The following is a 14060-nucleotide window of genomic DNA, read 5'->3' on the forward strand; positions in this document are numbered from 1 at the left end:
GTGAGATCATCGGAGGGTCGGCGGGGGACAGGTATGACCGATCCGGCCGCTCCGGCGCCGCGGGTGACCACCCTCGGCGCCGGAGCGGCCGATCGCGCGCCACGTCGACCGGGTCGGTCCGGCCCGGTCAACGGCAGCTACGCTGCACCATCGCTCGCACTCCAGGAGGTTGCGCTGAGACTCGAACTGCGCGGCATCACCAAGCGATTCGGTGATCTGGTCGCCAACGACCACATCGACCTGACGGTGGAGCCTGGAGAGATTCACGCCCTGCTCGGCGAGAACGGCGCGGGCAAGTCGACCCTGATGAACGTGCTCTACGGGCTCTACCAGCCCGACGAGGGCGAGATCCTGGTCGACGGCAAGCCGCTGAAGCTGAAGGGCCCGTCCGACGCGATCGCGGCCGGGATCGGCATGGTGCACCAGCACTTCATGCTGGTGCCGGTCTTCACCGTCACCGAGAACATCATGCTCGGCGCCGAGCAGGTCCGGGGCGGCATCGCCGGCTTCCTGGACCGGCGGCGTGCCCGGCGCGAGGTCGCCGAGGTGTCCGAGCGCTACAACCTGCGGGTCGACCCGGACGCGGTGATCGAGGACCTGCCGGTCGGCATCCAGCAGCGCGTCGAGATCGTCAAGGCGCTCACCCGCGACGTCGACCTGCTCATCCTGGACGAGCCGACCGCGGTGCTCACCCCGCAGGAGACCGAGGAACTGCTGACGGTCATGCGGTCCCTGAAGGCCGCCGGCAAGTCGATCGTCTTCATCACCCACAAGCTCGGCGAGGTCAAGGCGATCGCCGACCGGATCACCGTGATTCGGCGGGGGAAGACCGTCGGCACCGCGTCGCCGGAGGCCAGCCGCGACGAGCTGGCCGCGCTGATGGTGGGGCGCAGCGTCCGGCTCACCGTGGACAAGGGCACCGCCACGCCGGGCGAGCCGATGCTGGAAGTGGCCGGGCTGGTCGTGGACGACGACCGCCAGGTCCGGGCGGTCGACGGCGTGGACCTGACCGTACGCGCGGGCGAGGTGCTCGGCGTGGCGGGCGTGCAGGGCAACGGCCAGACCGAGCTGATCGAGGCGATCATGGGCCTGCGCCCGGTACTCGCCGGCACGGTCAGCCTGGGCGGCGACCGGATCGACGGCTGGACGACCAAGAAGGTGCTCCGCGCCGGCGTCGGCTACGTGCCCGAGGACCGCAGCGTGGACGGCCTGGTCAAGGAGTTCAGCGTCGCGGAGAACCTGGTGCTGGACATCTACGACCGGCCGCCGTTCGGCGCCGGGCTCGCGCTCAAGCCGGATGCGATCGCAGCGTCGGCGAAGGAGCGGATCGAGCAGTTCGACGTACGCACCTCCTCGGCCGACGCGGCGGTGGGTACCCTCTCCGGCGGCAACCAGCAGAAGGTGATCGTGGCCCGGGAGCTGTCCCGGCCACTGAAGCTCTTCATCGCCGCCCAGCCGACCCGCGGCGTCGACGTCGGGTCGATCGAGTTCATCCACAGCCGGATCATCCGCGAGCGGGACATCGGTACCGCCGTCATGGTGGTCTCCAGCGAACTGGACGAGGTGATTGGGCTGGCTGACCGGATCGCGGTGATGTACCGCGGCCGGATCATCGGCATCGTCGGCCCGGACACCCCGCGCGAGGAGATCGGCCTGCTGATGGCCGGCATCAGCCCGGACGCGGTCTCCGAGCGCGCCGACGCCGCGCCGACCGGCGGCGCGGCCACCGACGGGGGCCCGGCGAGCGACGCAGGCTCCGCGAGCGAGGACGAGGCATGAGCGACCCCAACCCGCAGTCCGGCTCGCCGGACAAGGAACCGGCGAGCGAGGCGCAGGCCGCGCAGACCGCCCTCGGGAACACCGAACGGGCCGAGCCGTCGACGCCGGGCCGGTCGGCGCCCGACTCGGAGCCGAAGCCCAACCTGGGCCGAATGTTCCTGGACAACCTCTGGGCGGCCAACACCTTCACGGTGACCCTGCTGTCGCTGGTGCTGGCGATCGTGGTCGGCGCGGTGCTGATGATCATCTCGGATCCCGAGGTGCTCTCCACCTACTCCTACATCACCTCCCGCCCGTCCGACGCGCTCAACTCGAGCTGGACGCTGGTGAGTGAGGCGTACGCGAACCTGTTCAAGGGCTCGGTCTTCGACCCGGAGGCGTTCAGCGGCTGGCTGAACGGCGACAACGGCTGGCAGGCCGTGCTCGCGCCGATCTCCGAGACGCTCACCTACACGGCCCCGCTGGTCTTCACCGGCCTGGCGGTGGCGCTGGCCTTCCGCGGCGGCCTGTTCAACATCGGTGCGCAGGGTCAGGCCACCGTCGGCGTGATCCTGGCCGCGCTGGCCGGCTTCCTGCTGCCCCTGCCGCCCGGCCTGCACCTGCTGGTGGCGGTGCTGGCCGGCGCCCTGGGCGGGGCGATCTGGGGCTTCATCCCGGGCATCCTCAAGGCCCGCGCCGGCGCGCACGAGGTGATCAACACGATCATGCTCAACTACGTCGCCACGTACTTCCTCACCTGGCTCATCGTGCAGAACGGGGTGCAGGACCCGACCCGTCCCGACGCGATCAGCAAGGCGGTGGACACGTCCGCCCAGCTGCCTCGGCTGCTCGGTGACAACCTGCGGGTGCACGCCGGCATCCTGATCGCCGTGCTGGCCACCTGGGGGGTCGCCTGGCTGCTCAACCGGTCCACGCTCGGCTTCGAGCTGCGCGCGGTCGGCGCCAACCCGGACGCTGCCCGCACCGCGGGCATCAGTGTCACCCGGACGTACACCCTGATCATGGTCTTCTCCGGGATCCTGGCCGGCCTCGGCGGCTCGAACATGGTGCTCGGCTCCACCGCCAGCGCGTTGACCCCGCTGGTGGTCGCGCAGATCGGCTTCGACGGCATCCTGGTGGCGCTGCTCGGCCGGGTGAAGCCCTGGGGGGTGCTGCTGGCCGCGCTGCTGTTCGGGGCGCTCCAGGCCGGCGGCAACCGGATGCAGTCGTACTCGGGGATCTCGCTGGAGCTGGTGACCGTGCTCCAGGCGCTGATCGTCATCTTCATCGCCGCACCCGCCCTGGTGAAAGCGATCTTCCAGCTCCGGGCCGCACGGGCCGCCCGGTTGCAGACGAGCCTGGCGAAGGGCTGGTAACTCATGTCCACCATGGCTGTCCCCGACGTCGCGGTCGCCCCGGTCGACGAGGGCTTCTGGACCCGGAACCGCAAGGTCGGCCTCGTGCTGCTGGCGCTCGGCCTGCTCGCGGCGGTGCTCTTCGGTGCGCTCGCCACCGACCAGCAGGCCCGTTTCACGCTCAGCGACGACGCGGCCGGCGCCGCGCTGGAGATCAACGGCACGATCGGGGCGATCCTGTTCGGGATCATCGCGATCGCCGCCGGTGCGGCGCTGGTCGCCGGGGTGCCGAAGCGGTGGTTCGTCACCGTGCTCGGTGTCGGGCTGGTCGGCTTCGTGCTCTCCTTCCTCTGCTGGCAGGTCTCCGCCGCGCCGACCGGGCAGAACTTCATGCCGCTGGTCAACATCATCCGGGGCACGTTCATCCTGGCCCTGCCGCTGATCTTCGGTGCGCTCGCCGGGGTGCTCTGCGAGCGGTCCGGCGTGGTCAACGTGGCCATCGAGGGGCAGTTGCTGATGGGCGCGTTCAGCGGCGCGCTGTTCGGCAGCCTCTCCGGCAACGTCTGGGTGGGCCTGGTCGCCGCCGCCATCGGTGGCGCGTTCATCTCGCTGCTGCTGGCCGTCTTCGCCATCCGCTACCTGGTCGACCAGGTGGTCATCGGCATCGTGCTGAACCTGCTGGCGGTCGGCGTCACCGGCTTCCTCTACGAGCGCCTGATGCAGACCGACGCGACGAAGTACAACAGCGCGCCCCGCTTCGGCAACTGGAACATTCCGCTGCTCGAGGACATCCCGGTGCTCGGCCCGGCGCTGTTCCGCGGCAACATCTTCCTCTACCTCGGCCTGCTCCTGGTGCTGGTGATCCACATCGGGCTGTTCCGTACCCGGTGGGGGCTGCGGACCCGCTCGGTCGGTGAGCACCCGACCGCCGCCGACACGCTCGGCGTCAAGGTGCTGCGGGTGCGCTACCGCAACGTGCTGCTCGCCGGTGTGGTCGCCGGCATCGGCGGCGCGTCCTACACCCTCGCGCTCTACTCCTTCACCAAGAACATGATCGGCGGTAAGGGCTTCATCGCGCTGGCCGCGCTGATCTTCGGGCGGTGGAACCCGACCGGCGCGCTGCTCGCCGCGCTCTTCTTCGGCTTCGCCGACCAGCTCGCCACCTACCTGGGCGCGATCAACAGCGTGATTCCCAGCCAGTTCCTGGCCATGCTGCCCTACCTGGCGACGATCCTGGCGGTGGCCGGGCTCGTCGGCCGGGTCCGGGCGCCGGCCGCCGACGGCAAGCCGTACATCAAGGGCTGACGCCCGGGCGCCGACGCGGCGGGGCCGACATGGTCCCGCCGCCGCAGGCCACGATGCCGGTGCGGCAGAATGATGGGATGACTGAGATCGACTGGGCGCGGTTGCGCGCCGCCGCCACGGACGCGATGCGGCACGCGTACGCGCCGTACTCGACGTTCCCGGTCGGTGCGGCCGCGCTCGTCGACGACGGCCGCGTGGTGGTCGGCTGCAACGTGGAGAACGCCGCGTACGGGGTGACCCTCTGCGCCGAGTGCGGTGTGGTCTCCAGCCTGCACGCCACCGGGGGCGGTCGCCTCGTCGCGCTCTCCTGCGTCGACGCCACGGGTGAGCCGTTGATGCCGTGTGGCCGGTGCCGGCAGCTGCTCTGGGAGCACGGCGGCCCGGAGTGCCTGATCGAGACCAAGGGCCGCCCGCTGCGGATGGCCGAGCTGCTGCCGCACGCCTTCGGCGTGGAGGACCTGGAAGCGGTGACCGGGGAGACGCCGGTGCCGGTGGTCCCGGAGCGGCTGGCCGCCTGGCGCGGGCGCGGCACGGTCTTCGTGCACCCGGACATGTCCGCCGGGCAGCAGGTCTGGACGGCGTACTGGGAGCGGTCGGCCGGGGACGACGCCGGCGCCGAGACCGGGGTGCTGGAGGAGGCTCCGAGCTGGGACGACCCGGCGGAAGCGATCACCTGGGGGATGGCCCGGACGCCCCGGGTCGTGGTGGTGGACGCGACCGGCACCATCTTCTGGGCCGGTGAGGGTGAGCCGCCTGCGGAGATCCCGGTGCGCTGGTCTGCTGGCTGAGGCTGCTCTGTGGTTGCGGTTTGGGGCCCCGGCCCGCCGTGGCCGGGCTCCGCGGGTCGGGCGAGGTCGGACGGAGACCCGGTGGTCCACGTCTGCGGCTCGGTTGGTGCCTTACGACTAGGAAGATCTTCTGATGAGTAGTGGTTTTGCTGCTGTTGACGTCATTCGGGTGAAGCGGGACGGGGGTGTGCTGTCGGACGCGCAGATCGACTGGGTGATGGACGCGTACACCCGGGGCGTGGTCGCCGACGAGCAGATGTCCGCGCTGGCCATGGCGATCCTGCTCAACGGCATGACCGGCCCGGAGATCGCCCGGTGGACCGCCGCGATGATCGCCAGCGGTGAGCGGCTGGATCTCTCGGCGGTCCGCCGCCCGACGGTCGACAAGCACTCCACCGGCGGCGTCGGCGACAAGATCACTCTGCCGCTCACCCCGTTGGTGGCGGCGTGCGGCGCGGCCGTCCCGCAGTTGAGCGGCCGGGGTCTCGGGCACACCGGCGGCACGCTGGACAAGTTGGAGTCCATCCCCGGCTGGCGGGCCGCGCTGAGCAACGACGAGTTCATCAGCCAGCTCGGCGACGTCGGCGCGGTGATCTGCGCGGCCGGCGCCGGGCTCGCCCCCGCCGACCGCAAGCTGTACGCGCTGCGCGACGTGACCGGCACCGTGGAGGCGATCCCGCTGATCGCCAGCTCGATCATGAGCAAGAAGATCGCCGAGGGCACCGGCGCGCTGGTCCTCGACGTCAAGGTCGGCTCGGGCGCCTTCATGAAGTCCGTCGACCAGGCACGTGAGCTGGCCCGCACCATGGTCGAGCTGGGCGGTGCGCACGGTGTGCGGACGGTCGCGCTGCTCACCGACATGTCCACCCCGCTCGGCCTGGCCATCGGCAACGCGGTCGAGGTGACCGAGTCGGTCGAGGTGCTGGCCGGCGGCGGACCGGCCGACGTGGTGGAGCTGACGCTGGCCCTGGCGCGGGAGATGCTCGACGCCGCCGGTCTGCCGGACGCCGACCCGGCGGCGGCGCTGCGGGACGGCCGGGCGATGGACTCCTGGCGGGCCATGATCCGCGCGCAGGGCGGCGACCCGGACGCGCCGATGCCGGCGGCCCCGGAGGTCGAGGTGGTTCGCGCGGAGCAGGACGGGCACGTGGCGGCCGTCGACGCGTACGCCATGGGGGTGGCGGCCTGGCGGCTCGGCGCGGGCCGGGCCCGCAAGGAGGACCCGGTCAGCGTGCCGGCCGGGGTGGTGCTGCACAAGCGTCCCGGCGATCCGGTGCGGGCCGGTGACGCCCTCTACGAGCTGCGTGCCGAGGACCGGGCGCGGATCCCGGCGGCGCTCGCGGAGGCCGCTCGCGCGGTGCGGATCGCGCCGACCGCGCCGGTGCCGACGCCGCTGGTCATCGAGCGGATCGGCTGACCGGACCAGGGGTCGGGGCGGCGTGGTGCCGGTCACCAGGGAGCGCTATTCTCGCAGGCCAAGGGGGGATAGCCGGCCTTGAGCCGTCGCGAGCAGACAGGAAAATGCGCCGTGACCGTACCTGCCCCCGACCCACGCGAGGTGCGCGAGGCGAGCCTGGACGAGCTGTCCCGGCTCGGCCTGCCGTTGCCCCCGTCCCAGTTCCCGCTCGTCTGGGAGCCGGGTGACAAGATCGAGCTGCGGCCCACGCCGGAGATCGAGGCGCGGATCGCCGTTTTGCACCTGATCCTGGCCCGCTGCTTCGGAATGCCGCCGCAGGCGGCGATGAGCTGGCTGCTCGGCTCGCACCTGATGGAGATGGTGACCCCGCCGGAGTGGCAGTTCGTGATCGGGGGCAGGGGCGACCACCGCTCGTTCGTGCTGCACCACGACGCGCTCTACGCGCTGGCCTGGGTGCTCGGGCTGAGCAAGCAGCTGGACCCGACCCTGGCCGTGGACGAGCGGCTGGTCGAGCGGCTGCCGCACATCGCCGACGGGGAGACGTTCCCGCGCTGGCGGTCCCGGATCCTCACGGCGCCGCAGCATCCGGCCGACGCGGCCGCCCTGCTCGATCTGCACTACTGCCTGGACTGGGCCTACCTGGAGACCGAGCGGGTCGGGCGGTCGCTGCCCGGGCTGGTCGACGCGAACGCCATCGGGCAGCGGCGCTGGGCGCTGGAGTGGGCGGTGATCCTGCGCGGGCCGTACCACGACGAGCCGCCCGGCTGGGAAGAGGTCGACCTCTCCACCTGACCTCAGCGGGGTCGCTGGACGTCGAGCCGGACGGCCACGGTGACCCGGACCGGTTCGGGCAGCGCGGCCAGCCGGGCGGCGAGAGCGGCCGGGTCGGTGTGCCATGCGCTGGGGCCCATCCCGACCAGGGTGGCAACCTCCGGCCGGGTCAGCGCCAGCTCCGCCCGGTGTACGGCTGAGCTGACCGTGGTGAAGTGCCCGCCCAGGCTGTCGGTCACCCGGTCGGCCTTGTCCGGGTCCACCCGCAGCAGGTCGAGGGCGGCCACCAGTTCGGCGAGGTGGTCGGCGGCGGGGGTGACCACCAGCAACGTGCCGGCCGGGTCGAGCACCCGGTGGAACTCCGCGCCGTTGCGCGGGGCGAAGACGTTCAGCAGCACGGAGGTCGAGGCGTCGGCGAGCGGCAGTCGCTGCCAGGTGTCGGCGAGCGCGGCGGCCGCTCGGGGATGCGCCCGGGCCGCGCGGCGCAGCGCCGGCTTGGAGACGTCCAGGGCCAGACCCACGGCGTCCGGCAGCGCCGCCAGCACCGCGCCGAGGTACCGGCCGGTGCCGGCGCCGGCGTCCACCACCAGGGGGTACGCCTCGACGTCGGCCGTCGGTGGCTCAACGCGTACCTCTGCCGTCGGGTCCTCTGTGGTGTCCTTTGCTCTGCTTACCTCCACGCGCCAGTTCTGCTCGGGACCCGTTGCGTCGGTTGACGCAGAGCGAAGGGCGGACGGGGCAGGTCGCGGATGCGTGGCGGCCGCCGCGCGGTGCCGGCCGGCGGCGTCCGTCGCGGCGGCGGCGAGGGCGTCCGAAATGACGTCGTAGTGCCCCGCGGCGAGGAAGTCCGCCCGGGCGGCGACCATCTCGGCGCTGTCGCCGGCGTGCGGGGCGCGTCCGGGGAGCAGGTTGACGTACCCCTGTCGGGCGATGTCGAAGCTGTGCCGGCGCGGGCAGCGCAGCGCCCGGGCGGTGCCGGCGGTCACCTCGGCCAGCGGCTCGCCGCAGACCGGGCAGCGCAGCCGGTCGAGAATGCGGGGGTCCACGTCAGGCCGCCGGTTCGGGCTGCGGGCGGGCGGCCCGGGGCTCGGGGCCGGCGAGGTGGTCGACCACCCGGTGCGTGAGCGCGCCGAGCGCGTCGATCTCCGCCGGCGTGAGCAGGTCGATCAGGTGCCGCCGGACGGCGGCCACGTGGCCGGGGGCGGCCGACTCGATGGCCTGCCGGCCCGCCTGGGTGAGCACGACGATGGAGCCGCGGGCATCGTCGGCGCACTCCTCGCGGGTCACCAGGCCGCGCTGCTGCATCCGGCTCAAGTGGTGCGAGAGCCGGCTGCGCGACCACAGCATCCTGTCCGCCAGCTCGCTGAGGCGCAGCCGCCCCTGCGGCGTCTCGGAGAGGTCGGAGAGCACGTCGTAGTCCGGCTCGGAGAGGCCGGCGTCCTGGGTCAGCTCGCGGGCCAGCTCCAGGTCGAGCAGTCGACGCATCCGGCGGTAGCCACGCCAGGCGCGGTCCTCCCGTTCGTCCAGCCACCGTGGTGCGTCCATGCGTCCAGTCTAGCCGTTTCGTTGACATGTCATCTATTCGCCCCTAGGGTCGGTGACATGTCAACCAACCGCCTGTGGGAGCTGTTCGGCGAACGGGGACGCGGGGCGCTGGTCACCCTGCGCCGGGACGGCCGACCCCAGCTGTCCAACCTCGACTACCTGGCCGAGCCGGGGCTGATCCGCTGCTCCACCACGGGAGATCGGGCGAAGGTGCGCAACCTGCGCCGCGATCCCCGGGCCAGCTTCCACGTGACCACGCCGGATGGTGGCGCGTACGCGGTCGCCGACGGGACCGTGACCCTCACCGAGCCGGCCGCGGCCACCGCCGACGCGACGGTCGACGAGCTGGTCGAGGTCTACCGGCGGATTCGCGGCGAGCACCCGGACTGGGCGGACTACCGCGCCGCCATGGTCGCCGACGGGCGGCTCGTCATCCGCCTCCACGTGCACCGGGTGTACGGCTGGCGGCCGTGACACCCCGGCCGGTCCGGTGCCGGTCCCCCGGGGCCGCTGACTAGGGTCTGAGCATGGTCGCAACTATCCGGTACGAGGACATCGTCAAGGTCCCGAAGGCGCTGCTGCACGACCACCTCGACGGTGGGCTGCGGCCGGCCACGATCGTCGAGCTGGCCGCGGAGGTGGGTCACGAACTGCCCACCACCGACCCGGAGGCGTTGGGGCGCTGGTTCGTCGACGCGGCCGACTCCGGCTCGCTGGAGCGCTACCTGGAGACGTTCGCGCACACCGTGGCGGTCATGCAGACCGCGCCGGCGCTGCGCCGGGTGGCCCGCGAGTGCGCGCTGGACCTGGCCGCCGACGGGGTGGTCTACGCCGAGGTGCGGTTCGCCCCGGAGCAGCACCTGGAACGCGACCTGAGCCTGGACGAGGTGGTCGAGGCGGTGCTGGCCGGCTTCGCCGAGGGCACCGCGCAGGCCGTCGAGGCGGGCCTGAGCATCCGGGTGGGCACCCTGCTCACCGCGATGCGGCACGCGGCCCGCTCGCAGGAGATCGCCGAGCTGGCGGTGCGGCACCGGGACTCGGGGGTGGTGGGCTTCGACATCGCCGGCGCCGAGGCGGGTTTCCCACCCACCCGGCACCTGGACGCCTTCGAGTATCTCCAGCGGGAGAACTTCCACTTCACCATCCACGCCGGCGAGGCGTTCGGCCTGCCGTCGATCTGGCAGGCCATCCAGTGGTGCGGCGCGGACCGGCTCGGCCACGGGGTGCGGATCGTGGACGACATCACCCCCGGCAGCGTGCCGGTGCTCGGCCGGCTGGCCGCGTACGTCCGGGACAAGCGGATCCCGCTGGAGCTGTGCCCGTCGTCGAACGTGCAGACCGGAGCCGTGGACTCGATCGCGGACCACCCGATCGGCCTGCTGCGGGACCTGCGGTTCCGGGTCACCGTCAACACCGACAACCGGCTGATGAGCGGCACGTCGATGTCCCGGGAGATGGCCCTGCTGGTGGAGACGTTCGGCTACGGCTGGCGGGAGTTGCAGTGGTTCACCATCAACGCGATGAAGAGCGCCTTCATCCCGTTCGACGAGCGGCTGCGGATCATCGATGAGGTGATCAAGCCGGCGTACGCGAAGCTGCTGGCCTGAGTGCTCAGTCGTGCGGGTGGCCGGCGAGCAGGCTGGCCACCCGCCGCAGCACCTCCCGGGCCCGGGCAGCCTCCGCACCCAGCCCGGTCTGTCGGCGCAGCACCGCAGGCTCCGCGCGCAGCAGCGCCACCCCGCGCCGGACCAGCACCCGCGGCGCCTTGCGCTGCTCGGACAGGTCGCGGGCCAGCCGGCGGACGAAGGTCGCCCCGCGCGGACGGCGCAGCGCGTACGCGCCGGCGAGCAGCCCCCGACGACGACATTCCTCGACGATCTCGGCGGCGAAGATCCCTTCAGCCACGAAAATTGGCGATCCGGCGACGTCAAATGGCCGGGTGGCCACCCTTCGATCCGCGCCGATCGCATAAACCGGCACATCGGCTCGGCCCTCACGCGCCAGTCGAGCAATCGTTTCCACCGCGGTCAGGGCGTCCCACGACTCGGGTGATTCCCAATCCACCTGGCCGTTTCGTAGCGGCAACGTAGGGTCATCGCCGTCTTTGTAGAAGTCGTCCAGGCAGAGCACTGGCAACCCGGTTTGCTGCGCTATGTACGACTTTCCGGAGCCAGAAGGGCCGGCGAGCAGGACAACGCGGTGCGGATGTTTCATTACCTTCAGTTACTCCGACCAGACGGACTGCTATCAAATCGCATCAACATCTCATCACACCTTCGGCGGGTGACAACCTGGGCTTTCTTCTTGCCGGGCGGCGTGATGGAATCTCGGGGGTCCGACCCGCCGGGTCGGACGCTGGGCGTTGCCCGGGGCAACACGTTCAAGCTGTAATCGCGAGGGCGGTGACGTGAGCAAACGGCCAAAGACGGCGGGCTCCTTCCTGTCGCGGCTGCGCCGGCCGGCCAGCCGGCTCCGGGACATGCCGATCTGGTCCAAGCTCGGTCTCATCATGATCGTGCCGACCATCGCCACGGTCGTGGTGGGCACCAGTGGTCTGGTCGACCACCTGGAGACGCTCAACAATGCCAACCGAGCTGGCGACCTGGCCAACCTGTCGAGCTACTCAGGTGACCTGGTCGACACGCTTCAGGATGAGCGGACCGCCGCCGTGCTGCTGTCGGCGGCGGACGGGCTGCAGCCGAAGGCGCAGTACCAGGAGGCCTTCAACCGGGTGAACACCCGGGTCGACCAGGCGAAGGGCCCCTACCTGCAACAGCGGGCCGAGATCGAGGACCTGCCAGCCAGCCTGGAGGGCCTGCTCGACCAGATCGACCAGGACCTGAAGGACCTGCCGGGCGCCCGCAGCCAGGTGTTCAACAGCAAGCTCAAGCTCACCGAGACCGTCCAGGCGTACGAGGGCCTGATCAACAGGCTGCTCGCCATCCGTGAGTCGGCCACCCAACTCGCCGGTGACAACGAGCTGAGCGACCGGATGCGAGCTGCCGCGGCCGTCGCCCGGGAGAAGGAGTTCCTCTCCGTACGCCGGGTCGTCGTGCACCGCGCGTTGGACCAGAAGCGGCTGACCCCGGTGCTGCGCACCGACTACATCGCCAGCGGCACCGGCCAGCAGCAGGCGGAGCAGAGTTTCAAGGCCGTCGCCACCCCCGAAGAGGTTGCGTTCCACGACCAGACGATCGCCGGCGGTGACCGCCGCGAGGCGCAGAACTACATCGGCTGGATGGACGGCAACACCACCGGCGACATGCGCGGCGCGATCTTCGGTCCGGACCAGTGGGACTCGGCCATGACGGCCAACGCCAAGCTGATCCGCACCGTCGAGACGAGGCTCGACCGCGACGTGGTCGCCGAGGCCGACAACCTGCGCTCCGACGTCCAGCGTCAGGTGTTCCTGGAGACCGGCCTGCTGCTCAGCATGCTGCTGCTGGCCATCCTCTTCGCCTACCTGGTCGCCCGCTCGATGGCCCGCTCGCTGCGTGAGCTGCGGCAGGGCGCGCTCTCCGTCGCCCAGTACGGCCTGCCGCAGGCGGTGGCCCGACTGCGGGACCCGCAGGTCGTCGGGCAGCTCTCCCCGGTGCAGCTGGCCAACCAGATCGCCGAGCCGCTCCCGGTCCGCAGCAAGGACGAGTTCGGTCAGGTGACCGAGGCGTTCAACGCCGTCCACCTGGAAGCCGTCCGGACGGCCGCCGAGCAGGCGGCGCTGCGCGCCTCCGTCGCGACCATGTTCGTCAACCTGGCCCGCCGTTCGCAGATCCTGGTCGACCGCCTCATCGGGCACCTCGACCGGCTGGAGCGCGGCGAGGAGGACCCGGACCGGCTGGCCGAGCTGTTCCAGCTCGACCACCTGGCCACCCGGATGCGCCGCAACGACGAGAACCTGCTCGTGCTCGCCGGCGCGGACTCCACCCGCGTGCAGCGCGAGCCGGCGGCGCTCATCGACGTGCTGCGCGCCGCGCAGTCCGAGGTCGAGCACTACACCCGCATCGAGTTCGGTGTCATCGACCGGGACATCGAGGTCGCCGCGCACGCGGTCAACGACCTGGTGCACCTCGTCGCCGAGCTGTTCGACAACGCGACCGCGTTCTCGCCGCCGGACTCGCAGGTGATGGTCGAGGCCCGCCGGGTCGGCGACCGCGCCTCGCTCTACGTCGAGGACCGCGGCATCGGCATCAGCAACGACCAGCTGAACGAGCTCAACGAGCGTCTCGCGACGCCACCGCAGGTGGACGTGGCAGTGTCCCGGATGATGGGCCTGGTCGTGGTCGCCCGGCTGGCGTCCCGGCACGGGGTGCGGGTCGAGCTGCGCCCCGGCGGTGACCGTGGCACGGTCGCCGACGTGACCCTGCCCACCTCGGTGCTGGTGCCCCGGGCGCTCTCCGGCCGTGTGCAGCAGCCGCCGGCGCTGCCCGCGGCCGGTGGCCCGCAGCACAACGGCCCGGTGCCGGCCTTCGGCGCGCTGCCCGCACTGGGCAACGGCCCCCGCCCGAGCGAGTCCGGCAACCAGGTCACCCTCGGCGGTCGTCCGTTCGACCCGGCATCGCGCAACGGCGCCGGCACTCCTGCCAACACCGGTGCGTACCGTTCGATGCCGGCCTGGTCGGACCTCACCGGTGCGGCGGGCACGAACGGCGGTGACGGGTTCACCCCGCGCACGGCCAACGGCCAGCCGATCGACCCGCTGCCGCAGCGCCGCTCCGGCGACGACACTCCGGACGCGGGTCAGCAGCCGGCCATTCCGCGGCAGCTGCCCAGCAGCCCCGAGGCGCACCCGTACTCGCCGCCTCCGGTCTCCGCGCAGCCCTACTCCGGCGCACCGGTCTCCGCCTCGCCGGCCTCCGGCCAGCCGTACTCCGCGCAGCCCTACTCGGGTGCGCCGTACGCCGGTCCGCCGGTCTCGGCCGCCCCGTCCTCCGCGCAGCCGTACTCGGCTCCGCCGGCCGGGCACCCGTACTCCGCTCCGCCGGCCGGTCAGCCCTATTCGGCCCCGCCGGCCGGTCAGCCGTACTCGGCGCCGCCGGCATCGAGTCAGCCGTACTCGGCGCCGCCGGCATCGAATCAGCCGTACCTGCCTCTTATACACATCTGACGCTGCCGACTATCGCA

At 71.8% G+C, this 14060-nt stretch carries 11 protein-coding genes and 1 pseudogene; 9 read left to right on the forward strand and 3 right to left on the reverse strand.

Annotated elements, in window-relative coordinates; genetic code table 11:
• The first annotated feature begins 33 nt into the window (after nucleotides 1-33).
• From EAD98_RS23395 to EAD98_RS23420, 6 genes are all read left to right on the forward strand, one after another.
• The gene (locus tag EAD98_RS23395; RefSeq protein ID WP_233583937.1) at nucleotides 34-1779 is read left to right on the forward strand and encodes an ABC transporter ATP-binding protein; all 1746 of its coding nucleotides are present in this window, start codon (nucleotides 34-36) and stop codon (nucleotides 1777-1779) included.
• Nucleotides 1776-3134, forward strand: coding sequence for an ABC transporter permease (locus EAD98_RS23400; RefSeq protein WP_121656162.1), 1359 nt, complete (start codon nucleotides 1776-1778; stop codon nucleotides 3132-3134). Before EAD98_RS23395 ends, EAD98_RS23400 begins: the two co-directional genes overlap by 4 nt.
• Before the next feature lie 3 nt (nucleotides 3135-3137).
• Nucleotides 3138-4418 (forward strand): ABC transporter permease, encoded by a 1281-nt coding sequence (locus tag EAD98_RS23405; RefSeq protein ID WP_121656163.1) that lies wholly within the window; start codon nucleotides 3138-3140, stop codon nucleotides 4416-4418.
• A 77-nt stretch (nucleotides 4419-4495) separates the two neighbouring features.
• Complete coding sequence (locus EAD98_RS23410; RefSeq protein WP_121656164.1) at nucleotides 4496-5206, forward strand: cytidine deaminase; 711 nt, start codon at nucleotides 4496-4498, stop codon at nucleotides 5204-5206.
• A 133-nt stretch (nucleotides 5207-5339) separates the two neighbouring features.
• Complete coding sequence (locus EAD98_RS23415) at nucleotides 5340-6623, forward strand: thymidine phosphorylase (protein ID WP_121656165.1); 1284 nt, start codon at nucleotides 5340-5342, stop codon at nucleotides 6621-6623.
• Nucleotides 6624-6734: 111 nt separating this feature from the next.
• Nucleotides 6735-7415 carry a DUF4272 domain-containing protein gene (locus EAD98_RS23420; protein ID WP_121656166.1) on the forward strand — a complete coding sequence of 227 codons (681 nt, stop codon included), beginning with the start codon at nucleotides 6735-6737 and terminating at the stop codon, nucleotides 7413-7415.
• Between the two features lie 2 nt (nucleotides 7416-7417).
• Here EAD98_RS23420 and EAD98_RS23425 read toward each other — a convergent pair whose 3' ends face one another.
• Together EAD98_RS23425 and EAD98_RS23430 are read right to left on the reverse strand one after the other, a co-directional pair.
• Complete coding sequence (locus tag EAD98_RS23425; RefSeq protein ID WP_121656167.1) at nucleotides 7418-8440, reverse strand: putative RNA methyltransferase; 1023 nt, start codon at nucleotides 8438-8440, stop codon at nucleotides 7418-7420.
• 1 nt (nucleotide 8441) lies between these two features.
• Nucleotides 8442-8939: a MarR family winged helix-turn-helix transcriptional regulator gene (locus tag EAD98_RS23430; protein ID WP_121656168.1), complete on the reverse strand. Its 498-nt coding sequence runs from the start codon at nucleotides 8937-8939 to the stop codon at nucleotides 8442-8444.
• A 57-nt stretch (nucleotides 8940-8996) separates the two neighbouring features.
• On the opposite strand from EAD98_RS23430, the gene EAD98_RS23435 reads away from it, so the two are divergent.
• Together EAD98_RS23435 and EAD98_RS23440 are read left to right on the forward strand one after the other, a co-directional pair.
• Entirely contained in the window at nucleotides 8997-9413 is a 417-nt protein-coding gene (locus EAD98_RS23435) for a PPOX class F420-dependent oxidoreductase (RefSeq protein WP_121656169.1), read from the forward strand.
• 53 nt (nucleotides 9414-9466) lie between these two features.
• Nucleotides 9467-10546 carry an adenosine deaminase gene (locus tag EAD98_RS23440; RefSeq protein WP_121656170.1) on the forward strand — a complete coding sequence of 360 codons (1080 nt, stop codon included), beginning with the start codon at nucleotides 9467-9469 and terminating at the stop codon, nucleotides 10544-10546.
• Between the two features lie 4 nt (nucleotides 10547-10550).
• Here EAD98_RS23440 and EAD98_RS31665 read toward each other — a convergent pair whose 3' ends face one another.
• Complete coding sequence (locus EAD98_RS31665; protein ID WP_233578316.1) at nucleotides 10551-10844, reverse strand: hypothetical protein; 294 nt, start codon at nucleotides 10842-10844, stop codon at nucleotides 10551-10553.
• Between the two features lie 502 nt (nucleotides 10845-11346).
• Between EAD98_RS31665 and EAD98_RS23450 the strand changes: the two are divergent.
• Nucleotides 11347-14001: pseudogene (locus EAD98_RS23450) on the forward strand (nitrate- and nitrite sensing domain-containing protein); the annotation flags it as partial.
• Nucleotides 14002-14060: the final 59 nt, after the last annotated feature.

It is taken from the genome of Micromonospora sp. CV4, assembly GCF_003667455.1.
Classification (GTDB): Bacteria; Actinomycetota; Actinomycetes; order Mycobacteriales; family Micromonosporaceae; genus Micromonospora.